Origin of the sequence: Bradyrhizobium sp. (genome assembly GCF_035273305.1) — a bacterium.
Lineage (GTDB): Bacteria > Pseudomonadota > Alphaproteobacteria > Rhizobiales > Xanthobacteraceae > Bradyrhizobium.
Genome location: NZ_DATEPI010000153.1, coordinates 25084 through 47448 on the forward strand (window position 1 = coordinate 25084; position 22365 = coordinate 47448).

Annotated in this window: 18 protein-coding genes, 1 tRNA gene and 1 pseudogene; 7 read left to right on the forward strand and 13 right to left on the reverse strand. The window is 59.4% G+C overall.

All coding sequences use genetic code 11. From position 1 onward, the window contains the following. Positions 1-106 precede the first annotated feature (106 nt). The 3 genes from dnaN to rpsT all read right to left on the reverse strand — a co-directional run bounded on the left by dnaN (position 107) and on the right by rpsT (position 4441). Positions 107-1225 (reverse strand): DNA polymerase III subunit beta, encoded by a 1119-nt coding sequence (dnaN, locus tag VJV58_RS10625; protein WP_324137302.1) that lies wholly within the window; start codon positions 1223-1225, stop codon positions 107-109. 308 nt (positions 1226-1533) lie between these two features. Further along, the gene (gene dnaA, locus VJV58_RS10630; protein WP_324137303.1) at positions 1534-2964 is read right to left on the reverse strand and encodes a chromosomal replication initiator protein DnaA; all 1431 of its coding nucleotides are present in this window, start codon (positions 2962-2964) and stop codon (positions 1534-1536) included. A 1210-nt stretch (positions 2965-4174) separates the two neighbouring features. Further along, positions 4175-4441: a 30S ribosomal protein S20 gene (gene rpsT, locus VJV58_RS10635; RefSeq protein ID WP_192736317.1), complete on the reverse strand. Its 267-nt coding sequence runs from the start codon at positions 4439-4441 to the stop codon at positions 4175-4177. Between the two features lie 354 nt (positions 4442-4795). Between rpsT and VJV58_RS10640 the strand changes: the two genes are divergently transcribed. Both VJV58_RS10640 and msrA read left to right on the forward strand, forming a co-directional pair. Next, the gene (locus VJV58_RS10640) at positions 4796-5113 is read left to right on the forward strand and encodes a hypothetical protein (protein ID WP_324137304.1); all 318 of its coding nucleotides are present in this window, start codon (positions 4796-4798) and stop codon (positions 5111-5113) included. A gap of 127 nt (positions 5114-5240) precedes the next feature. Further along, positions 5241-5897, forward strand: a complete 657-nt coding sequence (msrA, locus tag VJV58_RS10645; protein WP_324137305.1) for a peptide-methionine (S)-S-oxide reductase MsrA — start codon at positions 5241-5243, stop codon at positions 5895-5897. Positions 5898-6007: 110 nt separating this feature from the next. Here the strand turns inward: msrA and VJV58_RS10650 are convergent, their stop codons facing one another. The 3 genes from VJV58_RS10650 to VJV58_RS10660 all read right to left on the reverse strand — a co-directional run bounded on the left by VJV58_RS10650 (position 6008) and on the right by VJV58_RS10660 (position 7888). Continuing rightward, the gene (locus VJV58_RS10650) at positions 6008-6682 is read right to left on the reverse strand and encodes a dienelactone hydrolase family protein (RefSeq protein ID WP_324137306.1); all 675 of its coding nucleotides are present in this window, start codon (positions 6680-6682) and stop codon (positions 6008-6010) included. A 64-nt stretch (positions 6683-6746) separates the two neighbouring features. Then, positions 6747-7103, reverse strand: coding sequence for a hypothetical protein (locus VJV58_RS10655; protein WP_324137307.1), 357 nt, complete (start codon positions 7101-7103; stop codon positions 6747-6749). Beyond that, positions 7100-7888, reverse strand: coding sequence for an alpha/beta fold hydrolase (locus VJV58_RS10660; RefSeq protein WP_324137308.1), 789 nt, complete (start codon positions 7886-7888; stop codon positions 7100-7102). Before VJV58_RS10660 ends, VJV58_RS10655 begins: the two co-directional genes overlap by 4 nt. Positions 7889-8226: 338 nt before the next feature. On the opposite strand from VJV58_RS10660, the gene VJV58_RS10665 reads away from it, so the two are divergent. The 3 genes from VJV58_RS10665 (at position 8227) to VJV58_RS10675 (ending at position 12332) form a co-directional block, all read left to right on the forward strand. Further along, positions 8227-8718 (forward strand): (2Fe-2S)-binding protein, encoded by a 492-nt coding sequence (locus VJV58_RS10665; protein ID WP_324137309.1) that lies wholly within the window; start codon positions 8227-8229, stop codon positions 8716-8718. After that, positions 8715-11018, forward strand: a complete 2304-nt coding sequence (locus VJV58_RS10670) for a xanthine dehydrogenase family protein molybdopterin-binding subunit (RefSeq protein WP_324137310.1) — start codon at positions 8715-8717, stop codon at positions 11016-11018. Before VJV58_RS10665 ends, VJV58_RS10670 begins: the two co-directional genes overlap by 4 nt. Positions 11019-11234: 216 nt before the next feature. Next, positions 11235-12332: an HD-GYP domain-containing protein gene (locus VJV58_RS10675; RefSeq protein ID WP_324137311.1), complete on the forward strand. Its 1098-nt coding sequence runs from the start codon at positions 11235-11237 to the stop codon at positions 12330-12332. Here the strand turns inward: VJV58_RS10675 and VJV58_RS10680 are convergent. Then, positions 12329-13915, reverse strand: coding sequence for an AMP-binding protein (locus VJV58_RS10680; protein ID WP_324137312.1), 1587 nt, complete (start codon positions 13913-13915; stop codon positions 12329-12331). The genes VJV58_RS10675 and VJV58_RS10680 overlap by 4 nt on opposite strands. A gap of 116 nt (positions 13916-14031) precedes the next feature. Continuing rightward, the gene (locus VJV58_RS10685) at positions 14032-14451 is read right to left on the reverse strand and encodes a VOC family protein (protein WP_324137313.1); all 420 of its coding nucleotides are present in this window, start codon (positions 14449-14451) and stop codon (positions 14032-14034) included. A 134-nt stretch (positions 14452-14585) separates the two neighbouring features. Between VJV58_RS10685 and VJV58_RS10690 the strand changes: the two genes are divergently transcribed. Beyond that, positions 14586-15563, forward strand: a complete 978-nt coding sequence (locus VJV58_RS10690) for a tripartite tricarboxylate transporter substrate binding protein (RefSeq protein WP_324137314.1) — start codon at positions 14586-14588, stop codon at positions 15561-15563. A 238-nt stretch (positions 15564-15801) separates the two neighbouring features. Next, positions 15802-16866: a ketopantoate reductase family protein gene (locus VJV58_RS10695; protein ID WP_324137315.1), complete on the forward strand. Its 1065-nt coding sequence runs from the start codon at positions 15802-15804 to the stop codon at positions 16864-16866. 22 nt (positions 16867-16888) lie between these two features. Here VJV58_RS10695 and VJV58_RS10700 read toward each other — a convergent pair. The 5 genes and pseudogenes from VJV58_RS10700 to VJV58_RS10720 form a co-directional block, all read right to left on the reverse strand. Further along, positions 16889-16965: transfer RNA gene (locus VJV58_RS10700), tRNA-Arg, on the reverse strand. A gap of 69 nt (positions 16966-17034) precedes the next feature. Next, positions 17035-17637 carry a pyridoxamine 5'-phosphate oxidase family protein gene (locus tag VJV58_RS10705; RefSeq protein ID WP_324137316.1) on the reverse strand — a complete coding sequence of 201 codons (603 nt, stop codon included), beginning with the start codon at positions 17635-17637 and terminating at the stop codon, positions 17035-17037. Positions 17638-17854: 217 nt separating this feature from the next. Further along, positions 17855-20941 carry an EAL domain-containing protein gene (locus tag VJV58_RS10710; protein ID WP_324137317.1) on the reverse strand — a complete coding sequence of 1029 codons (3087 nt, stop codon included), beginning with the start codon at positions 20939-20941 and terminating at the stop codon, positions 17855-17857. A 163-nt stretch (positions 20942-21104) separates the two neighbouring features. Further along, positions 21105-22175 carry a branched-chain amino acid ABC transporter permease gene (locus tag VJV58_RS10715; RefSeq protein WP_324137318.1) on the reverse strand — a complete coding sequence of 357 codons (1071 nt, stop codon included), beginning with the start codon at positions 22173-22175 and terminating at the stop codon, positions 21105-21107. After that, positions 22172-22365, reverse strand: a pseudogene (locus VJV58_RS10720) (branched-chain amino acid ABC transporter permease); the annotation flags it as partial. The gene VJV58_RS10715 and the pseudogene VJV58_RS10720, both read right to left, overlap by 4 nt.

Sequence of the window (22365 nt, forward strand, 5' to 3'; positions counted from 1 at the left end):
AGCGGATGCTCAGGGGCGCGACGCGGACTTTCCGTACGCGCCTCTTGCGATTCGCGCTTTGCGCGGCCGCAGGCCAGGCGTATTCGGGGCGAACTGGAAAAGTCTTCTAAACCCGCATTGGCATCAAAACGTACAGCGCGCCCTTGGAATCCTTGTCCTGCACCAGCGTCGGCGAGCCGGGATCGGCGAGTTTGAGCACCGCGACGTCGCCTTCGATCTGCGCCGCGATATCGAGCAGATAGCGAGAGTTAAATCCGATATCGAGGGGATCGGACGCGTATTCGACTTCAAGCTCTTCCGTCGCGCTCCCGGAATCCGGGTTGGTCACGGACAGCACCAATTTACCCGCCGACAAGGCCAGCTTCACGGCGCGGCCGCGCTCGCTCGAAATGGTCGAGACCCGATCGACGGCGGCCTCGAAATCCTTTTTCTCGACGATCAGTTCCTTATCATTATTCTGCGGGATGACGCGGCCGTAATCCGGAAACGTGCCGTCGATCAGTTTCGAGATCAGCACCACGTCAGCGATGGTGAACCGGATCTTGCCCTGCGACAACTCGATCTTGATCTCGGCTTCATTGTCCTCGATCAGGCGTTGCACCTCGCCAACAGTCTTGCGCGGCACGATCACGCCCGGCATGCCGGCTGCGCCTTTGGGCAGAGGCAGATCAATCTGGGCCAGGCGATGGCCGTCAGTGGCGACACCGCGCAAGTTCTGGGCTTTGCCATTGCCGGCGGTATGCAGATAAATGCCGTTCAGATAATAACGGGTCTCTTCCGTGGAGATCGCGAATTGGGTGCGGTCGATCAGCCGCTTCATTTCGGCGGCGCCGAGCGTAAACGAATGCGTCAGGTCGCCGGCTGCAAGATCGGGGAAGTCATTCTCAGGCAATGTCTGCAGCGTAAACCGCGAACGCCCGGCGCGGATCGCCAGCACCGAGCGATCGCCGTCGGCTTCCAATACGATCTGGGCGCCGTCGGGCAACTTACGGACGATATCGTAGAACATATGCGCCGGCACCGTGGTCGAACCACTGGTGGTGCTTTCAGCAGCAAGCGTTTCGGTGACTTCCAGATCGAGGTCGGTGGCCTTGAGCGACAGCCGTGCATTTTCAGCACGAACCAGCACGTTGCCCAAAATCGGAATGGTGTTGCGGCGCTCGACCACGCGATGGACGTGGCCCAACGACTTCAGCAGTTGCGCGCGCTCGACGGTGACCTTCATTTCAATACCCGCCTGATCCTAAGATGGAAAAGCCGGGCGGCCAAAAGGCGCGCCGCGGCGTTTGAGACCCGAAAAGCCTGATCCGATCTGGATTTGATCAAACCCGCGAGGGGACCGCAAGGTGGCGCGGATGGCCGGTCAGCGCAAGAGAAACGCGGCCTCGTTCCCCACGTTTTGCGGGCGAATCCGAAAGACCGCGCGTTCCAACGGCTCGCTTTGGCGACCCCGAGGCGAGCAGCGAGCCGGCTGCCGCGCGGGTGGCTGAGTTTAGCCTGATCCTGCCAACCAGGAGGAAACAGAAGAGGGGTTCACTCCTGCAATTGACGTTTCAGCGAGTCCACCTCTTCGGAGAGCGCGATGTCCTTGGAGACCAGCCCCTCGATCTTGCGCACTGCGTGCAGCACCGTCGTATGGTCGCGCCCGCCGAACCGCCGTCCGATCTCGGGAAGCGAACGCAGCGTCAGCGTCTTCGCTAGATACATCGCGACCTGCCGAGGCCGAACCACATTCGCCGTCCGTCGAGAGGACAACAGGTCGGAGCGACTGACATTGTATTGCCGGGCTACTACACGCTGAATATCTTCGATCTTGATGCGCTTGGGTTCTTGCGGGCGGATCAGATCCCGAACTTCGCGCTCCGCCATTTCGAGCGTCACCGGCTGCGCATTCAGTTTGCTGTGTGCCAGCAGGCGATTGATGGCTCCTTCGAGATCGCGGCCGTTATGCGTGATGGTTCGGGCCAGATAGTCGAGCACCGGTGCGGGCACGTCGAAGCTCGCATGGTGCGCGCGGGCAACCGCAACGCGCGACTTCAAAATTCCAAGCCGCAGTTCTTCGCCGAGCGATCCCATTTCGACCACCAGGCCGCCGGCGAGCCTCGAACGCACGCGATCATCCAAGCTCTCCAGATCTGACGGGGGACGGTCGGCTGCGATGACCACCTGACGGCCCGCATCGATTAGCGCATTCAGCGTGTGACAGAACTCGGCCTGCGTCGACTTGCCCTGGAGGAATTGCAGATCGTCGATCACCAGCACGTCGATGCCGCGCAATGCCTCCTTGAAGGCGAGCGCCGTCTGCGTTTTGAGCGCCGCGACGAAACCGTACATGAATTTCTCGGCGGTGAGATACAGCACTTTGCGCTCGCTGCCTGAATTGCCCGCCCATGTCACCGCCTGCAGCAAATGCGTTTTGCCGAGGCCCACGCCGGCATGGATGTAAAGCGGATTGAACATGACGGGATCGCCGCGCCGGCCTTCCGCGACCTGGCGCGCCGCTGCGTGTGCCAGCGTGTTGGAGCGGCCCATCACAAACGTCCCGAAAGTCAGCCGCGGATCCAGCGGCGAGCCACCAAGCGCATCGTGACTGGCGGAAACCGGCGCGATCGCGGTCGCGCGTAGCTCCGGCGCCGGCCTGCCGTCGGACCGCTCAACGCGGCGCTTGTCGAGCGGGGCCGGAGCCTCCTTAACGGGCGCCACGCATCGCATCGCCGTGCGCACGGTTAGGTCGATCCTGTGTACTTCCGGCATCTCTGCCTGCCAGCACGTAAGAACACGTTCGGAATAGTGTGCCTGGATCCAGCTCTTGAGAAATCGGGTGGGAACTGAAAGGCGCACACTCTCTTGCTCGACGCCTTCGAGGTCCATCCGCGCAAACCAGCTTGCATAGACGTCTTCTCCTACGCTCGAGCGCAGCCGGCCTTTTACGCGTGACCAACGATCCTGTTCCGTGGTTGTCATGTCTGATTTCTTTTCGGAAAGAGTAATGTAGCTGGGCGAAACGCCTTGCACTCTTTGTGCCCGGCGTAGACCTCAAGCGACGGTTGTCTTCAGCCATAGACCGGCCGCTCGGCGGAAACGCCGCGGTCAGATCGTCGATTGAAGAGAAACGTTGGTGAGGTCAGCGCGTACTGGAGGGCCTGTCGGGAGCTCGCGCCCGAGCCTGTGCAGTGACGATGTCAACGGCGTCCGAAGCGCCATTGTTTGAAGTTGGCATTTGACCGAACACCGCGATGATTCTGTATAGCATGCAACCTCCCCATCTCGCCATGATCACTCACAGCAAGTTGTCATCCCAACATCTATCCCAAATTCAGCCGCCAACGCCCGAACACTACAACCGTTCAGAGTTTACACTGCCTCACCAAGATTGATTGTCTTCCCTGCCCACTTGCTTCGCGTTCCCACGCTGTTCGGTTTAGCTCTCCGCATACCACTTTTCTAAAAACCAGGAGACAGATGTCTCGCCTCAGAAAATTCGACACAGAACCGCAGTCCTCATATTCCTATGAAGTTGAACCCGACAATCGCTTGGAGAGCGTCGCCAACGCGCACACCGCCGCCGATTTGCACGTCCGCCCCGTTTCTTAAACCGCGCTGGTCTGAAGAGCCGTGAGCGCCGCGAACGTTGTACAAATACAGCATGCCTTATTTCCCGCAACGGAAATGATTGGTGCCGATCGCCCCTGAAAACGATTCATGATGGCGAAGCGATGCGAAGCATTTCGCGCGAAGTGGCAACGTTTTGAATCTGTGCACAGATTCGAAACGCGAAAGCACTGTGACATTTCTGACAACGCCGCCAAATAAATTCATAAAACGTTTAAGTTGGAATAAGGCGGAAAGGAGTTTTCGAACAACTCTTCGCCACTATGCCGATAAGTGACTACGCAAGCGCGTTTTTTTTTGCTCGTCAGAACAGGGTAACCCTGCGGCCACTCTTTGCATTGCGCGGCGTCAACGCGGTTGCAACATCAAAACTGCGACGGCTACGATGCGTAGCGGCGCTTGTGCTGACGCATTCTCGAAATTCTAAACGTCGCTCCCGTTGAAAGCGCACGTAGAAATACGGTGCGCAATAATATCCGGAGTCGTCGGTTAGACAGCGGCACCATAAAAAGCATAAAGCCCGGCGATGCCGGGCTTTATGACTGATCGATTTTCGCGCGCTTCATTTCGCCAGTTTGGCGATCTGGTGCGTCAGCCGTGACACCTTTCGGCTCGCGTTGTTCTTGTGAATGATATTGCGCTGCGCTGCCTGCATCAGCTCCGGCTCCGCGCGCGCCATTGCCTTCAGTGCGGCATCGCGATCGCCGCTCTTGATCGCCTCTTCAACGGTGCGAACCGCACCGCGCATTTGGGTGCGGCGCGATTTGTTGATGATCGTACGGCGGGCGATCTTGCGCGTCGCCTTCTTGGCGGAAGTTGTGTTGGCCATCTCTCAAATATCCTTCGGCGGTAACCGATCGCTAAGTGGTCGGGCCCAAGTGCGCCGGCCGCCCCCAATGCGGGATCGATGATATCGTGTTTCGGGTGTCCCCTGCAGTGTCGGTCTCTGAGGCAACTGTGCTGAGATGACGACGCCGCTTAAAGAACTGCGGCGGCGGGATTGCGCCCGCCGCCATTGGCGCCCTTATAGAGGGCGGGTGTTGCAGCGTCAACGCTTGCCGGGCCCGCCCGCGGAACCTCAAACGGCCAGAAAGCGCCGATAAGTTGCTGATGAGGTTGAATGTTCCAGATAGCCCCGGTATTGCCTGACGGCGCTTTTCGGTCTCAGCATGTAAGGTGACGCATGATCCGCGGGTTTTTCCGACTTCTGGGACTGTTACTACTGGCCGGCGGGTTTGTGTTTATGGTCTATGACGGCGCGCGCTGGGTAGCCGATCAAACTTTGCGTTTCACCCGGTTTGGTCAATTCTGGAACGATATTCATCAATCCAGCCAGCAGGCGTTCCGCGCCTGGGTCGAAAGCCATGCGCCATGGCTGTGGACCAGCGTCATCAGAGTCATTCTGGATCAGCCGGTTTTCGCGGTCATGGGCATCATCGGCATTCTCTTGATGCTACTGTTCCGGCCTCGGAAGCCGCTAATCGGTTACTCGCGGAGCTGACGGTCGGGCAATGTGGCCGGCTTTTCATCGCCCCGAGTAACCCCGGCGCACTGGCCTGCGTAGAAACGTACATATATTACAGACACGCTTCGTCGTCGTGAATTCGAACCTGATCGCGGAGGCAACCATGCTGTTCACGCGCAAACCAACCGCACTGCCGAGCGCTTCCGAGGCGCTGCCGGGCCGTGCCGATCCGATCCCGACTGCAAAGATTCATTTCGTCAATGGTCGGCAGCTGCAGCCGCCGTACCCCAAGGGATTGGAGCAGGCGGTGTTCGGTCTCGGATGTTTCTGGGGCGCCGAGCGCAAATTCTGGGAACTCGGCGATGGCATATTTACGACCGCGGTTGGTTATGCCGGGGGTCACACCAAAAACCCCACATATGAGGAAGTTTGCTCTGGTCGCACCGGCCATGCCGAGGTGGTGCTGGTCGTATTCGATCCGAAAAAAATCTCATACGATCAATTGCTGAAGGTCTTCTGGGAAAGTCACGACCCAACGCAAGGCATGCGTCAGGGCAACGACGTCGGAACGCAATATCGTTCCGCGATTTACACCTTCAGCGAAGCGCAACGACAGGCTGCCGAGGCATCGAAAGTCGCCTATCAAAATGCGTTGGCGCCAAAGGGACTCGGCTCCATCACTACCGAGATTGCGACCGCCGGCGAGTTCTATTTCGCGGAGGATTATCATCAGCAATATCTCGCGAAGAATCCCGGCGGCTACTGCGGACTGGGCGGCACCGGCGTGTCGTGTCCGATCGGCGTCGGCATCACCGCGTAAATTGTATCCGCGCATGCGGAAAGTCGCGCCTTCCGACTTCCGCATCGCGCGAACGCACTCCCCGCACGTAACTTGCTATTATCAGTAACTCACAGCCTTAATGAGATGGCTTATTTGCTGAGATGTTTGGCAAAAAAAGCCAGGCTACGCGGCCAAGCGATTTCGGCGCTCTTTTTGTCGTAGCTTGCTCGTTCGTCGCAATGAAATCCGTGCTGCGCGCCCGGATAGACGTGAATTTCGACCTCCGGTCGCTTGGTCCTGATCATGTCGACGTCGCTGAGTGGAATGCTAGCGTCCTTCTCGCCGAAGTGAAGCTGGGTTGGTACTTGAGGCTTGTCGTCGGCAAAGCGCGCGATGGCGCCGCCATAATAGCCGACCGCAGCCGACAGCCCTGACAATTTGGTCGCTGCCGCGTAAGCGATGCTGCCGCCCAGACAAAAACCGATGATACCGACCGGCCCGACGTCCCTTACGGCATCGATCGCGGCCTGGGTGTCGCGCAGCATCGCCGCCCAGTCCGGATTTGACACGAACTTGCGCGCCACGGCGATCTCATCCGGCGAATACCCGGAGGTGAAGTTGGGTTCGATCCGATCAAAGATCGAAGGCGCAATCGCGACGTATCCTTCGCCTGCCAGACGGTCGCACACGGCGCGGATGTGATGATTCACGCCGAAAATTTCCTGGATCACCACGATCGCTGCTTTCGGCGCAGAGTTAGGATCGGCGCGATAGGCGCTGAATCGAAGATTGTCCGAAGCCGTCAGCTTGATGTCTTTTCCCACGGGTCGCCCATTTGTTGAGAATTGATGCGCCGTCAGTTTTGACGAGCGAAGTACCGGCTATTAGCTATTGCCACATCCAGTTGTGGCCCCAATCACCTTTCCATCCCGTCAATCTCCCTTTTCGGAATTGCAGGAACAGCCGGTCGTGGTGATTGAATAATCCGCTGCCGCCGATGTTGCGAATTGCCAGATAGATTTCGTCGCCGCGGCGGCCGCTGATAAAGCTAAGCGGCTCGCCCAATGCCCGCGAGACGTCCTCGACGTTCATCCCGAATGCCAGCGGCGTATTATTCGATAGCGTCGAGCTGAAGGGCAGGTGCGGAGCTGCGACTATCGAAGCCGGTTGCTGCGCAAACGCCGGTTCAAGACAGACGGGCAAAAGCGCGATCAGCCAAAATGCATGGCACCCAAAACGCGTCATGAAGCCGCCAGCCCTTCGGGATGGCGCGGTAGGCTATCGAGGAACGGCAGCACAGCTTCCAGAAAAGCTTGCGGCTGGTCCATGTTCACGGCATGTCCCGCGGCAGGAATGATGGCTTTTTGCGCGCCTGGAATTTTCACGGCCATGTAATCGGAGGCAGCGAGAAACGGCCCGTCGTCGGCGCCTACGATCACCAGCGCGGGCACTTTGATCGCGGGCAGGGATTCGATGACGCGCGCGTCACGTTGGGTCAGCATCCCGCGCGCGGCATGCGCCAGGCCCGACGCATTGCGATGGCTCACGCTGGAACGTTCGCGGCTTAAGGTTTGCAACACCGATAGCCCTTCGCGCTCGTATCGCTCGGCGGTATCGTGCGCGCGCTTGTTCCAGGCATCGCGGGCGTCGTCCTTCTTGAACCCTGGTCCGGTATCAATAATGAGAAGCGCGCGGACACGCTCCGGATGCGCGCGATAAAAAGCCAAGGACATATAGCCCCCAAGCGAAAGGCCGCCGATTATGGCGCTGGCGGCGCCGACCTGATCGAGCAGCGCGGCGATGTCCGCCACGGTGAGCGCTTCGCTATACGCGGCGGGATCGTCCGGATAATCCGACTGGCCGTGGCCACGCATATCCCACAGCACCAGCTTGTGATCTTTGGACAGCGCCTCGATTTGGCCCTTCCACATTGCCGAGGTCGAGGAATAGCCGTGGGTTAGTAGCAGCGTCGGCCCACTTCCATGAACCTCGTAGTGGATCTTGACCCCGTCCCGGTCGATCTTTGGCATCAGCTATTCCTGGTGGTTCGCAATGCGCCTTGTCGCACACTATTGTGGCGCGATCCAAGCCTTGAGGGGAATTGGCCGGCTCCAAACCTCGCATCGATAATTGGCGCTTCGCGCAAGGCGCTGAGCGCGCCGGGCAAATGACTGAAAGATAGTTCCCGCAGCGCACAAGCCCATTTCGCAATTTTATTCTCCGCGCCGGATTTCAAATTACGTTGCCTCCGGATTGGAACGCGATCATTGTTCGGACCAAGGTCTACACCGGCCCGGTGGGTGTCAGACCAGATGACAAGGTGACTAGCCGACGTAATCGGCATCATGCACCGGCAGGGGAAGAGAGCATGCCTAATCTCAACATTAATGGACGGAATATGTCCGTCGAAGCGGCGCCAGATAGGCCGCTGCTCTGGGCCATCCGCGAACAATTGCAGATGACCGGCACAAAATTCGGCTGCGGCGCCGGCCTGTGCGGTGCTTGCACCGTTCACGTCAATGGCGAAGCGGTACGATCTTGCCAAACCTCTCTCAGCGACGTCGCTGGAAAGAAGATCACCACGATTGAAGGCCTTAGCGTCAAGGGCGACCATCCGCTGCAGAAAGCATGGATCGCCGAACAGGTGCCACAATGCGGCTACTGCCAGTCCGGGCAGATCATGCAGGCGGCGGCCCTGCTTTCGAAGAACGCCAATCCCACCAAGGAAGAGGTGGTGGCGCATATGGACGGTAATCTATGTCGCTGCATGACCTATTCGCGGATTCAGAAGGCGATCATGCGCGCAGCTTCCGAAATGCGCACCGCTTCGAATTCCGGAACCGAGCGGAGGGCAACATGAATACGCACGTGAAAATCACCGACGTCACGATGGGCCGGGAAACCGCCGATTTGAGCCGCCGCTCGTTCCTCGTCGGCACCGCCGCCGCGGGCCTTGCGCTCGGCTATTCCAGTGTTCCCGGAATGCTCGGAGCCGATCAGGCGCTCGCCGCGCCAGCCAATTTCGATGCCAGCGTCTGGTATTCGATCGCGCCCGACGGCATCGTCACGGTTACCTGCGGCAAAGCCGACATGGGCCAACATATTGCCTCCACAATGGCTCAAATCATCTGCGAAGAGCTCGGGGCGAACTGGAAGGACATGCGGGTTCAGCTTGCATCCAACGATCCGAAGTTCAACGATCCCGTGCTCGGCGCGCAGATCACCGGCGGAAGCTGGAGCACCATGATGAACTTCGATGCGATGAGCCGCGCGGGTGCCGCGGGGCGGATCGCCTTGACCGATGCCGCGGCCGCGGCGATGGGCGTGCCGGCATCCGAGCTGATCGTCAGGGATTCGGTAATATCCAATCCGAAATCCAGGAAGTCGACGACTTTTGCCGAGATCGTCAAGAGCGGCAAGATCACGAAGACCTTTACGCCCGACGAGCTCAAAGCAATCAAGCTGAAGACGCCCGATCAATACACGATGATCGGCGTTTCGGTGCCGCAGCTCGATATACCCTCCAAGACCAACGGGTCAGCCAAATACGGCATCGACGTCATGTTGCCAGGTATGGTGTACGGCGCGCTCGTCACGCCTCCGGTTCGTTACGGCGCCACTGTCAAATCGGTCGACGATAGCGCCGCAAAGAAAGTGCCTGGCTTCATCAAGGCCGTCACCCTCGATGACAAGACCGGGACAACGACGGGATGGGTGGTGGCGGTCGCCAATACCTATGTCAATGCGCGCAAGGCAGCCGAAGCGCTGAAGGTCAGCTATGACGGCGGACCCAACGCCAAGTTGTCGAGCCAATCGCTGCTTGACGAAGCGAAGCGGTTGCAGTCGCTTGACGATTCCGGGCTGTTCTTTGTGAAGGATGGCGACACGGCAGCGGCGTTCGGCACGGCGGCCAAGGTGATCGAGGCGGAATACACCACCAACATCAATATTCATGCGCCGCTCGAGCCGATGACCGCCACCGCGCAACAGCAGGGCGACATTTGGCACGTCTATACCGGCAACCAGTTTGCGACGCGCTCCGGGGCGATCGCGGCGGGAGCTGCCGGCGTCGACCCCAAGTTCGTGGTCATGCACCAGATGTGGCTGGGTGGCGGCTTCGGCCGGCGTCTCGACGCGGACATGACCGTGCCCGCGGTGCAGGCGGCAAAAGCCGTCGGCAAACCGGTCAAGGTCATCTATTCGCGCGAGAACGATATGACGATGGACTTCTCGCGGCCGCTGACGTTCCAGAAGATCAAGGCTGGTCTGGATGCCGACGGCAAACTGATTGCGATGAATCACGACGTGGTCAGCGCATGGCCGACCAAGCGATGGGGAATTCCCGATTTCCTCACGCCTTCGGTCGACAAGAAAGGCGGTCTTGACGGCTTCACCGTGAATGGCGCGGACTTCTTCTACACCGTGCCCAATCACAACGTTCGGGCCATTCTCAACGAGATGGCCCATAACGCCACCCCGTCAGGCCAATTACGCTCGGTCGCGCCGGGCTGGACCTTCTGGGCGGTGGAAAGCATGGTCGACGAACTCGCCCATTCCGTCGGCAAGGATCCGGCGCAGTACCGGATCGACATGCTTGACGGCAAAGGGGCCAACGCCGGCGGCGCTCAGCGGCTACGCAACACGCTGCTGGCGGCGATGGGCATGTCGGGCTACGGCACCAGGGAGCTGCCGAAAGGTGAAGGCATGGGCGTGGCCTGTGTCTCCTCGCAGGAACGGGCAACCGCAAGCTGGACTGCCTGCGTTGCGCATGTCGCGGTCGCGCCGAGCGGTGAGATCAAGGTCAAGAAACTGACCGTGGCGACCGATGTCGGCACCCAGGTGCACCCTGACAACATCCGGGCCCAGGTCGAGGGTGCGGCATTGTGGGGACTTTCCCTCGCGTTGTACGAAAAGGCCACGCTAAAGGATGGCGGCATCGAACAGACCAACTTCGACACCTACACTCCGCTCAGGATGAGCCAGGTGCCGGAAGTGGCTGTTAGCGTCATCGCCAATGGCGAAAAGGCAACCGGCGTCGGCGAGCCGGCCGTCACGGTGATCGCGCCTGCCATCGGCAACGCGATCTTCAACGCCTGCGGCGCCCGCATCCGCTCGCTGCCGATCACGGCGGAGGCGGTGAAGGGAGCGATGAAGGCCTGAACCGATCCGATATCAGCCACAACGACGTCCGCCGGAAGCCAGTCTTCCGGCGGATTTTTTTGGGTCCGGCGTATGAGCCTGAGCGCCGGCTTTTCGAGCACTCGTTCGGATTGTACGTTCCACGACAGGCAATGATTCATCATGCCCTTTAATCCCAACGGAATGCCTTTCGGGCACTTTGGACTCTCGGCCACTCCGTCCTGCCGATGAGGAATTATGACAGCTCCAGCCATTGAGAGTTCACCCAAACGCCGATTGCTGCTGGCTTCCGACCGGAGCGATCAGAGCAGCGAATTGGCCAGCATTCTGCAGGCAGTGGGGCAGGTCGATACCATCTCGACATCAGAGATTCCCGATACGCCTGCCCGCGAATTTTCCGGTATCGTGGTCGACATCAATCTGCGGTCGCCTGAGAGCGTGCAGCAGGTTCGTAACAAGCTTCGGGGTGACGCTTATCGCGCTTTGCCGCGGCTGTTCGTGTTGGCGGACGCGCTCCATCACGGCTCGATGCAGGCTTGGGCCCTCGGCGCAACCGATACGATTGCCCGGCCGTTCGATCCGGAAGGAATTCTGCAGCGCATTCGCTCGGCATTCCCGGACACCGTGTCATTCGATGCGACCGACGGCGGCAAGGCCCTGAACAGGGGTGTTGCTGCGGCCCAAGAAGTGATGGTCAAGATATTTGAGAAGCTCCCGGCAGGGACTCCGCTCAAGTTCGACGACATCCTGGAAGCCGAAAACAAGATCCTGCGGGCGATCAAAAAAACTTCGCTGCGCGAATGGCTGACCACGGTTGGCCGGCATCACACCGGTAGTTACCGTCACTGCCTGTTTGTCACCGGATTTGCGGTAGCGTTCGGGCAGCGTCTCGGCATGCGTGAGGACGACCAGCGCCGCATGGTCCGCGCTGCCCTTCTGCACGACGTCGGCAAGGCGTTCGTCCCGGTTGAAATTCTCGACAAAACCGGAAAGCTCACGGATGACGATATACGGGTGATGCGGATGCATCCTCGCCTTGGCTATGATGCGCTCGCGGCGGAAGCTGGCTTTCCGCCTGAAATGCTGGACGTGGTGCTGCATCATCACGAGATGCTTGATGGAACCGGCTATCCCAATGGCCTGCGCGGGGATCAGATCAGCGATATCGTGCGACTGACAACAATCGTCGACATCCACTCGGCGCTGGTGGAAAACCGCGCCTACCGGCTGCCGTATACGCACAACCGGGCGTTTTCGATCATGGAAGCCATGGACGGCAAGCTCGACAAGCATTTGCTGCAGGCTTTTCGTCCGGTGGCGCTCGGCAAAGACTAGCCCAGCATCTTTCTCAATTCTGCCTTTGCAACTTTCTCAAGCGTCGAACGCGGCATCTCATCGACCAGACGGATCTCGCGCGGCAGCTTGAAATCGGCCAGCGCGTTACGGCACGCGGCCATGACCTTGTCGTGCAAGTCCTTTGGCGCGCGTTCAACCCCGTCGGCTGGGATGATGAAGACGACGGGCACTTCGTCCAGCATTGGATGCTTCTTTGCGACTACCGCCGCCTCGCGCACGCCGGGCACCACCGCGATCACCTGCTCGATCTCTGACGCGGCGACGTTCTCGCCGCCGACCTTGAGCATGTCCTTGGCGCGATCGCCGAATTTCATAAAACCGCCGTCAAGCAAGCTGATCCGGTCGCCGGTGATGAAATAGCCGTGCTCGTCGAAGCTCTCGCGGGTGGCCTGCTCGTTGTGGAGATATTCCTTGAACAACGACAAGCCGGGAATTCCCTTGATCAGAAGATTGCCAGTGCCGCCGGGTTGCGTTGGCGAGCCATCATCGTCAATGACCCGGATCGAATATTCCGCCGCGGCGCGACCGATCGACATCGGCGTGTTGGGTTGGTCGACCTCGCCGACAATGCCGTGGGTGATGGTCTCGGTCATGCCCCACCAGCCGATGATCTTGACCCCAAAAGTGGAAAATGCCGGCGGCTCGCATACCGCGGTGCCCCAGAGGCGGAATGTATGGCGCTTGGGAATTTCGTGTTCGAGCAGCGCCTTCATGCAAAATGGAATGGTCGAGGTCCAGGTGCAGCCGTGCTCCGCGGCGACGTTCCAGAATCGGCTGGCGGAAAACCGTGGCTGGATCACGCAGCTTGCGCCAACCCACAAGCTTGCGAGCATCGAATAGGCCAATGCATTGGTGTGGAACAACGGCAAATAGGTCTGATGCACGTCGGCTTGATGCAAATCCTGGTGCGCCGCATTGATCTTGGCGCCCCACAGCGCATTGGCGTGGGTCCACAGCACCGCCTTCGGGCGGGAAGTGGTGCCGGAAGTATATTGCACACTGCATGGCGCCGATGGATCAACGGCGCGGCGCGGCCGGTCGGCACTGTCGGCGAATAACGCCTCGAAGCTGTCACCATGCGGGACTTTCTGGCCTGTGGCGGGCGCAGCTCCCGCATCATGCGAGATCACCGCGAGCCAGCGCAGGTTTTTGCAGTGAGCCGAGACCATTTCGGCATAGGCTGGCTGCGTGATCGCGGCCACCGCCCCGCAATGGCCCGCGAAATATTCCACCTCCGCCGGCGCCGAGCGCGTGTTGGTGGTCACCGCAATAGCGCCGATCTCGACACTGGCGAACCAGGCGAGCATCGCCTCGACGCAATTGTCCAAATGGATCAGGACGAACTCGCCTGGGTTGACGCCGCGCGCCTTGAGCCCGGCCGCGAGCGCGCCAACCCGCTCGTGAAATTCGCCGTAGGTCCAGCGGCGTGCGGGCGCATCGAATGGTGCCCAGATCAGAAATGGATGTTGCCGGCGTGTCTCGGCGCGCATCCGTAGCAGCGATGGCACGTCCATTCCGGCAAATGGCCCGACAATGCCCGGCGCTGCGTCTTTGTTCGACATCGTTCCCCCCCGCTATCGCTGTCTCAGCCGACTTGTTTTGTTGCATGTATTTCTGCCATCCGCCCGAGCCGAGCGCAAATCCGCGCCACGCCATCAAAGGCAAACCGCTTACAGCGCTAACCGCGTCGCTGCTCATATGACGAAATCTCGATCAGGCTGCCGTCCGGATCGCGGCAATAGACCGAGCGCAGCATGCCCACCGCGCCCTGTTTCTCCACGGGTCCTTCCTCAATCGATACTCCGCATGCTTCGAGATGTTCGACCACCTGCTCGGGCGTGCTCGCGGTCAGAAAGCAGAGATCGTCGCTGCCTGCGGCTTCATGATCGGCGGTAAACCACTCGATCTTATCGGCATCGATCGGCCGCACGTTGATCTTCTGGCTGCCGAACATCAGCGATGTCCGCGGCGTCTTGCCGTCGCCCGGATCGAACACCTTGATCTCCATGCCAAGGGTTTTTTGATACCACTCAGCGGTCCGCGCAACGTCAGCCACGTTGATGACGATATGATCGATCGATTCCACTTTGACGGACATCGCTTATCCTTTGGTCCTGGTTCCGCGCGCGCCGCGCTGCTGGCCGATTTGGTCTTTGTTTGTTACAACGGCCATCATTCGTCAATAAAACAAGGGCAATCCGGACATCGGATCCGGACCCAAGGAGGAATTGCATGATTTCACGCCGCGCAGCGATCGGTGTTTTTGCAAGCGGGCTTGTCGCCCTGGTTTGGCCGGCGGGAGCCGCTTCGGCGTTGGACTATCCAAGCCGACCGGTGCGTTTTGTCGTCGGGTATCCGCCCGGCGGCGCGACCGATATCCTGGCGCGCTTGATCGGACAGCGGCTCTCGGAAAAATCAGGCCAGCAATTCGTAATCGAGAACAAGCCCGGCGCCGGCAACAACATCGCCACTGAGGCGGTGGTGAACGCAGAGCCGGATGGCTACACGATATTGCTCGTCAATCCTGCCAACTACATCAACACCTCGCTCTACACCAACCTCAAGTTCAATTTCGTTCGCGACATTGCTGCGGTCGCTTCCTTCAATCGCGTGCCGAATGTGATGACGGTAAACAACAACGTGCCGGCAAAAACCGTGGCCGAATTCATCGCCTATGCCAAGGCAAATCCCGGCAAGATCAACATGGCCTCGTCAGGCAATGGCACCTCGGTGCATCTCTCGGGCGAGATGTTCATGTCGATGGCGGAGGTAAAAATGCAGCACGTTCCGTATCGAGGTGCGGCGCCCGCCCTTACCGACATGCTCGGCGGGCAGGTTCAGGTGATCTTCGACAACATGCCCTCGGTGATCCAGCACATCCGTTCAGGGGCCTTGCGCGCCTTGGCGGTCACGACAACAACACGATCGCCGCAGCTACCTGACGTTCCGACGGTTGCGGAGACCGTGCCCGGCTATGAGGCTAGCGCGTTGTTCGGCGTTGGCGCGCCGAAGAAGACGCCGCCGGAGATCATCGAGAAGCTGAACAAGGATATCAACGAAGTCCTGGCCGAACCCGCCATCAAAGCCCGCCTGATCGATCTCGGCGGCGAGCCGTTGATCAGCACGCCGGATGAGTTCGGCAAGATGGTCGCGGCCGAAACCGAGAAATGGGAGAAGGTAGTGAAGGCGGCCGGCGCGCACATTGAATAGGCGCTGACACAGCGTTCAGAGTGCGGAAGCGTTTTGCTGGTCGCCAAAATAACGCCGTGAGAACCGCCAGATGATTGTGGTGTCCATCAACTTACGTTAGACACCGATGCGCCGCCTCAAGCGGCTTTCCTTCGGCGATATCGGGGGGCTGGCCTGTTGCATTTCTTTGCGCAGGCGCGATTCCTGATGCGATGGATCTCCGGCGGATCGTTAAGACATCATTTTTGGACGAGTGAGCATGGCGCGCAACATTCTGATACTTGGAGCCTCGTACGGCTCATTGCTGGCAACGAAGTTGCTGATGGCGGGCCACAACGTGACGCTGGTCTGCCGGAAGAAGACTGCCGAACTCATTAACCGTGAAGGTATCGAAGTTCGAATCAAGCTGCGCGATGAGCCGGCGCACCGGTCGATTTTTTCGCGCGATCTGGCGGGAAAACTGGACGCGACCCCACCCGGTGACGTCGACGTTTCCCGCTATGATCTCGTTGGTCTTGCGATGCAGGAGCCGCAGTATGCCAACCATACGATCCGGGTTCTGATGATCAAAATCGCCGAGGCGCAATTGCCTTGTCTTTCGATCATGAATATGCCGCCGCTGCCGTATCTCAAGCGGATTGACGGATTGGCAGAGATGGGCCTCGAAGAGGCCTATACCAATGCTCAGGTGTGGGAACGATTCAAGCCGGGACTGGTGTCGCTCTGCTCGCCTGATCCGCAGGCCTTCCGGCCATCAGAAGAAGCCGCGAATGTCCTTCATGTCGGCCTGCCAACAAATTTCAAGGCAGCGACATTTGCAGACGAGGCGCATAATCGGCTGCTTCGGGAACTGGAAGCAGATATCGACGCGGTGAAGCTGGATGGCCAGGACGTTCCCGTGAAGCTCAAGGTGTTCGATTCCCTGTTCGTACCGCTGGCTAAGTGGTCGATGCTACTGACCGGCAATTATCGCTGCATCACGTCGCAGGAGCCTCAGTCGATCCGCGACGCCGTGCACGACGATCTGAAGCTCTCACAATCGATTTATGACCATGTCGATGCCATCGCACGGCGTCTGGGTGCCGACCCCAGGGATCAAGTACCATTCGAGAAATACGCCAAAGCAGCTGAAAGCCTTCTCAAACCCTCATCAGCCGCCCGCGCGGTAGCCAGTGGAGCGCCGTTCATCGAGCGGGTCGACCTGCTGGTGAAGTTGATTTCGCATCAGCTCGGCATGCCCAATGCCGATATCGACCGTACGGTCGATATCGTGGACCAAAAACTGAGCGAGAAGATCGTGGCGGGTGGATCCGCCGCGCAATAAAGGTGGCTTGTTGCCGTTCAAGTGGCGCACCCGACACGATTCGAACGTGTGACCTTTGCCTTCGGAGGGCAACGCTCTATCCAGCTGAGCTACGGGTGCGTTGGCGTTCATTTAGCCGATTGCCCTGCCATGGGCAATGTCCTTCCCGGCGGCTCGTAAAGCTCGCCGCTACTCGCTTCGCACATCCCTGCGCGGCGGCACGACGTCCCTGAAGGCATCAAAGCCCTTCCAGGCCGGTTCGACCGGAGCGACTCCGGCGGTCGGTACGTAGACCGATGGTTCGGTGAGCGTCATCGCGGGAATGTAGCGTGGACAATTAGGAAAGATCACGTCGACTTTGACGCGGATGATCAGTTGCGCGCCGACGGTCCCGGCAAGCAGGGGATCGTCACGGTCAATTCGAGCGCTGCCATTGATCCGCAGCCGCTTCGGATTGCCATGCATGGCGATGAATAACAGCCCGACATGCGGGTTGACGGCTAGGTTGCCGATGCTCTTGAACATGCCATTGCCATCGTAATCCGGGAACGCAAGTTCGGATGGTCCGGTGACTTTCACGAAACCCGGCGGTCCTCCCTTGAATGAACAATCAGGACGGCCCGATGCATCGGCGGTTGCCAGGAAGAAATAGATGCAGCTTTCAACAAAACTTCTGTCGTCGTCGCTGAATTTGGTCCGCGCCAGCCGCTCCTCGAGGCGATCGGCAAGCCGCCGGCTGTCAAACTGGTGCTGAAATTCGCGATTGCCTTCGTGATAAAGCATGCTTGCCATAACCAGCCTCCTGGCCAGATCGAGATGGACTTGGCAAAGCTTGTGGGAACATCTGCTAGAGTGTCCCACGTTCGAGATAGAGGAATATTCGAGTAAAGCAACATCGTAGCAGATGAGGCAGCGCTCTGAAAGACCTGGGCGGGCGACGTTTCAATTCTGTTCGGCGCGCGTTGCGTCCAACGCCGGCAACGCTTTTACGACTTCAAGGAGAACATAGTCAGGCGACGGCCGAGACGCTCTCGCGGTCGGTTCCGAACAGGCGCTTCACCTCCGCACTCGGTTTGGCGGCGCTGAACAGGTAACCCTGCATCTCGGTGCAGCCGAGCCTGCGCAGCATTTCCTTTTGCTCTGGCGTTTCGACGCCTTCCGCTGTTGTCGTGATGTTGCGCGCCGCAGCTATATTGACCACTGCCTGGACGATCGCGGATGAGCCGTCGATTTCGGCAATGTCACTGACGAAGCAACGATCGATCTTGATTTTGTCGAACGGGAAGCGCTTGAGGTAACTCAGCGAGGAATAGCCGGTCCCGAAATCGTCGAGCGCGATGCGAATCCCCAGCTCGCGAAGCTGATGCAGGATCGCAAGCGCCATCTCGTCATCGCGGATCAGCACGGCCTCGGTAATTTCGAGCTCGAGCCGGTTTGCTGCGAGCCCCGAAGCGGCAAGCGCGCCGGCGACCTTCAGCGACAAGCTCGGGCATTTCAATTGGATGGGCGAAACGTTGACCGCAAGCCGCACATGAGGCGGCCATGTGACCGCCTCGGCGCAGGCGGTTCGCAGCACCCATTCGCCGAGCTCGACGATCAGGCCTGTATCCTCAGCTACTGCGACGAAATCCGCCGGCGAGATCATCCCGCGTTGCGGATGGCGCCAGCGAAGCAGGGCTTCGCAGCCGGTCACCTCATCGCTGTTGAGATCGACCACGGGCTGATAGTGAAGCTCGAAGCTGCCGTCGATGAGCGCCTGCCGCAGGTCGCGTTCGAGCGTGAGCCTTGCCTTGGCCTGGGCATCCATCGCGGGTTCGAAAAAGCGATAGGTTCGCCGGCCGTCGCCTTTGGCGCCGTACATCGCCAAGTCAGCATTCTTGATGAGCTGATCGAGATCGGTTCCATCGCGTGGCGCCAATGCGATCCCGATACTGGCGTCGGTCGAGAGCTGATGCCCGAGGCATTCATAGGGTTGGCGGATCGCATCTTGAATGCGTGTCACGAACTCGATGACATCACCGGCATGTTCGACATCGGTCTGGATCACCGCGAATTCGTCGCCGCCCAACCGGGCGACATGGTCGCACTCCCTGATGCAGTCCCTGATGCGCGCGGCGACGGCTTTTAACAGTTCGTCGCCGACGTGATGTCCCAGTGAATCGTTGATCCCCTTGAACTCGTCGACATCGATGTAAAGCAACGCGAACTGTTGGCCCCGGTTGGTCTTCTGCAGTTCGCGTTCGATCCGATCCCGGAACAGCACGCGATTCGGCAGGTCGGTTAGCGCGTCATAATGGGCAAGATGCGCGATCTTCTCGTCCGCACGCCGTTGATCGGTGACATCGTCAACGACGTTGATGATATATCGAGTCTGGCCGGCCTGGTCGGGAATTCCGATCCGCCGTGAGGTGATGTAGCGCTGGCCGGTCGCCTGGCTTTGCCACGGGCTTATATCGAGGAACAGGCCTTCGGGGCATTGCAGGGCTTTTTCATCGTCCGCCGCGATGATCTCCGCAGCCTCCTTCGGGAAAAGATCGAGGGCTGTCTTGCCCACTATCTCATCGCGCGACCTTCCGAACTGGGTCTCGGCCACCCGATTGGCCAGCACGTAACAACGATCGCGCATATCCTTCACGGTAATCTGCGTTGGAATGTGATCGATGATCTGGCGAAGGAAAGCGTAGTTGCGGTCGCGCTCCTGTTCCAGATTGCGACGCTCGGTGATGTCCTCGATGGTTGCCACCCATCCGCCTTCCGTCAGCGGCTTGTTCACGATCTGAAACGAACGGCCGTCGGCGCATTCCATCATCGTGTGGCTGACTTTCCCCTCGGCGACATTCTGCATGATAGCGGAGCAGAACTCCTCGACGTTACCGTCAAAGGAGCCGGTTTCTTGCCGATGCCGGATGATATCCAGGAAATGGCAGCCCGGCTTAATGACGTCTGTCGAGAGGCCGTACATGTCGATGTAGCGGCGATTGCAGGTGACGACGCGCGCCGATGCGTCATACAGCACTAGGCCCTGTGTCATGTTGTTCAGGGCAGTATCAAGCCGATGCCTTTCGGATTCGAGCCGCTGCTGCGACTCCTGGTTCTGCTGCTTCACCTGCCGGACGATCAGGTACAGAATGGATGCAATCACGATTGCGGATAAGGCGGCAATCGCGACCAGGAAGCGCGTCTGCTCGCGCCAATCCGCGAGCACGGCGGAGATGGTCGATGTGGCGACAATAATGATAGGGAAGCGGTTCAGGCTGGCGGCAGATCCAAGACGATCCTGCCAGTCCACGGAGCTTTCAAACCGGAGCGTCTGAAGGCCGCCGTCGGCCCGAACCATCTCCAATAGCGGCGCTCTGGTTAATTTCTGCCCGATCATCAAATCGGCATGGGGGTAGCGCGCCAGCAACGTTCCGTCACGATGGAACATGGAAATTGCCGCACCCTCTCCAAGCAGGACCGACGCGAAAAAATTTTCGAAATTCAGGGGATCAATCCGCCGCGCCATCACGCCCAGAAAAATCCCATTTGGCCCGCTCAGCCGGCGGGCGATCACCATCGTGGTGACGTTGCCGGTCAAGTTGCTGCGCTCCGGTTCGGTCATCATGATTTTCGACCGGGGATCGGATTTGAGCGCCTTGAAATAGTCGCGGTCGCCGATATCGAGGTCCGGTAGCGGCCAGCTGCCCGAACTGTTGATCAGCTTCCCATTCGCATCGAAAATGTTGACATCGCCGATGTATGACAGGGCGCTGGCTTTGGATTTCAGCAACAGGTGGGCGTCCCATGTGGACATCCGGCTCTTGAAAATCTCGGGCGAGGCGCTCCCCTCGAATTGCATTTTGGCAATCAGGTCAGTTGCCATGATATCGGAATCGGCGAACTGTTGATCGAAGTGCCGTGTAAGGAGCAGCACGGTGTTCTCAAGTTCGCGCTCGCTGTTGCTGATCGCGCGTTCGCGGAACTGGCCGACGATAATCGCGATGTCGATGGTGATCGCCGCAACCACGAGAACGCCGGTGAGGATGAGCCAAAGAACAGGGCCTCGCTTCAACGAGGTGGCCGCTTCATGCGGGCTGCGCGCCGTGCTTCCTGACATTATTGCGCCTTGTGTTGGAAACCGGCTTTCGAATGCTCGGCCTCCTCCCCAAAAAGAGCATACAGGGTGCAAATGGCGTAGCGGTTAGCAAATGCGGTTACTTAGGGCTTAACGCCTTTCCATGCGGGCATAAGCCCAGCCATGGACCGCGCCAGTTCAGGCTTTAAGGGATTTTTGGCCGGGCGCTTCGCAACCGGCCAACTACGCCGGTCGGAAAGAAATAAACGCTTGCAATGAACAGCAGGCCCAGCCAGAGCAGCCAGCGATCCGGATGCAGGAGCCCGGGAAGCACCGGCAGACCCGCTTCGGCGGCAGCATTGGATGCGGCGCCCATCAGCGTCTGCAGATAGTTCTGCGCCAGAATGAAGATCGTCGCGCCGATGATTGCGCCGTAGATCGTTCCCATGCCGCCGATCACCACCATGAGCAATATGTCCAGCATGATCGAAAAGCTCAGCGACGTATCAGGGCCGGCATAACGGAGCCACAGGGCGTTAAGCATGCCGGCGCTGGCGGCGACCAGCGCGGCGAGGCAGTTGGCGTAGGTCAGGTGGAATACCGTGCGGAAGCCGAGCGCTTCGGCGCGAAAGCGATTCTCCCGGATCGCCTGCAGCACGCGGCCGAACGGCGAGTTCACCACCCGCAGCAGTGCCAGGATCATCGCGCCGCAACCAGCGAAAATCACATAGTAAGTCAATACGCGGCCGTTGAGTTCAAAGCCGAACGCATCCTTAGAGATCAGTTTGGTGCCCGGGCGCAGCAACTCCGGTAGCTGGAAGCTGCGGCCATCCTCGCCGCCGGTGAGCCACGACAATTGCGAGGCCAGCACCAGAAACGCCGATGCCACGGCCAGCGTAATCATGGCGAAAAAGATCGCCTCCACCCGAAGCGAAAACAGTCCAATGGCGAGCGCCAGCAATATCGCCAACGGCAGGCCGACGGCGACGCCAGTGGCGACCGCGGCCCAGCTTGGACCCATCGAATAGAGCGCGATGGCGATCGCGTAGCTGCCGATCCCGTAAAACATTGTATGCGCGAACGACACTGATCCGGTGTAGCCGAGCAGGAGATCGTAAGAAGCCACCAGCGCTGCAAAGATGCAGATCTTGGTGGCGACATTCATGGCCTTGGCGCCCGGGAACAAAAATGGCGTCATCGCCAGGATTGCGATGATGATCACGAGCACGATGGAAAGGGCGCGGCTGCGCGGCGGATCACCGGAAAGGATCATCATCGGCTCTTCACCGCATAAAGCCCGCGCGGGCGCCACATCAGGATGGCGACCATCAATAGAATATTCGATACCAGCGCCAGCTTCGGCAACAGAAACCCGCCATAGTTGGCGACCATGGCGACCAGCAACGCGCCGATGAAACAGCCCCCGATCGAGCCGAGGCCGCCGATGATGACCACGATGAAAACCA

What these genes read in the sequence shown, in the direction of transcription:
- VJV58_RS10715 (WP_324137318.1), bottom strand. Translation starts at nt 22,175, where the DNA reads ATGATGATCCTTTCCGGTGATCCGCCGCGCAGCCGCGCCCTTTCCATC.
- VJV58_RS10660 (WP_324137308.1), bottom strand. Translation starts at nt 7,888, where the DNA reads ATGCCAAAGATCGACCGGGACGGGGTCAAGATCCACTACGAGGTTCAT.
- msrA (WP_324137305.1), top strand. Translation starts at nt 5,241, where the DNA reads ATGCTGTTCACGCGCAAACCAACCGCACTGCCGAGCGCTTCCGAGGCG.
- VJV58_RS10685 (WP_324137313.1), bottom strand. Translation starts at nt 14,451, where the DNA reads ATGTCCGTCAAAGTGGAATCGATCGATCATATCGTCATCAACGTGGCT.
- VJV58_RS10690 (WP_324137314.1), top strand. Translation starts at nt 14,586, where the DNA reads ATGATTTCACGCCGCGCAGCGATCGGTGTTTTTGCAAGCGGGCTTGTC.
- VJV58_RS10640 (WP_324137304.1), top strand. Translation starts at nt 4,796, where the DNA reads ATGATCCGCGGGTTTTTCCGACTTCTGGGACTGTTACTACTGGCCGGC.
- VJV58_RS10695 (WP_324137315.1), top strand. Translation starts at nt 15,802, where the DNA reads ATGGCGCGCAACATTCTGATACTTGGAGCCTCGTACGGCTCATTGCTG.
- VJV58_RS10655 (WP_324137307.1), bottom strand. Translation starts at nt 7,103, where the DNA reads ATGACGCGTTTTGGGTGCCATGCATTTTGGCTGATCGCGCTTTTGCCC.
- VJV58_RS10675 (WP_324137311.1), top strand. Translation starts at nt 11,235, where the DNA reads ATGACAGCTCCAGCCATTGAGAGTTCACCCAAACGCCGATTGCTGCTG.
- rpsT (WP_192736317.1), bottom strand. Translation starts at nt 4,441, where the DNA reads ATGGCCAACACAACTTCCGCCAAGAAGGCGACGCGCAAGATCGCCCGC.
- dnaA (WP_324137303.1), bottom strand. Translation starts at nt 2,964, where the DNA reads ATGACAACCACGGAACAGGATCGTTGGTCACGCGTAAAAGGCCGGCTG.
- dnaN (WP_324137302.1), bottom strand. Translation starts at nt 1,225, where the DNA reads ATGAAGGTCACCGTCGAGCGCGCGCAACTGCTGAAGTCGTTGGGCCAC.
- VJV58_RS10705 (WP_324137316.1), bottom strand. Translation starts at nt 17,637, where the DNA reads ATGGCAAGCATGCTTTATCACGAAGGCAATCGCGAATTTCAGCACCAG.
- VJV58_RS10680 (WP_324137312.1), bottom strand. Translation starts at nt 13,915, where the DNA reads ATGTCGAACAAAGACGCAGCGCCGGGCATTGTCGGGCCATTTGCCGGA.
- VJV58_RS10665 (WP_324137309.1), top strand. Translation starts at nt 8,227, where the DNA reads ATGCCTAATCTCAACATTAATGGACGGAATATGTCCGTCGAAGCGGCG.
- VJV58_RS10670 (WP_324137310.1), top strand. Translation starts at nt 8,715, where the DNA reads ATGAATACGCACGTGAAAATCACCGACGTCACGATGGGCCGGGAAACC.
- VJV58_RS10710 (WP_324137317.1), bottom strand. Translation starts at nt 20,941, where the DNA reads ATGTCAGGAAGCACGGCGCGCAGCCCGCATGAAGCGGCCACCTCGTTG.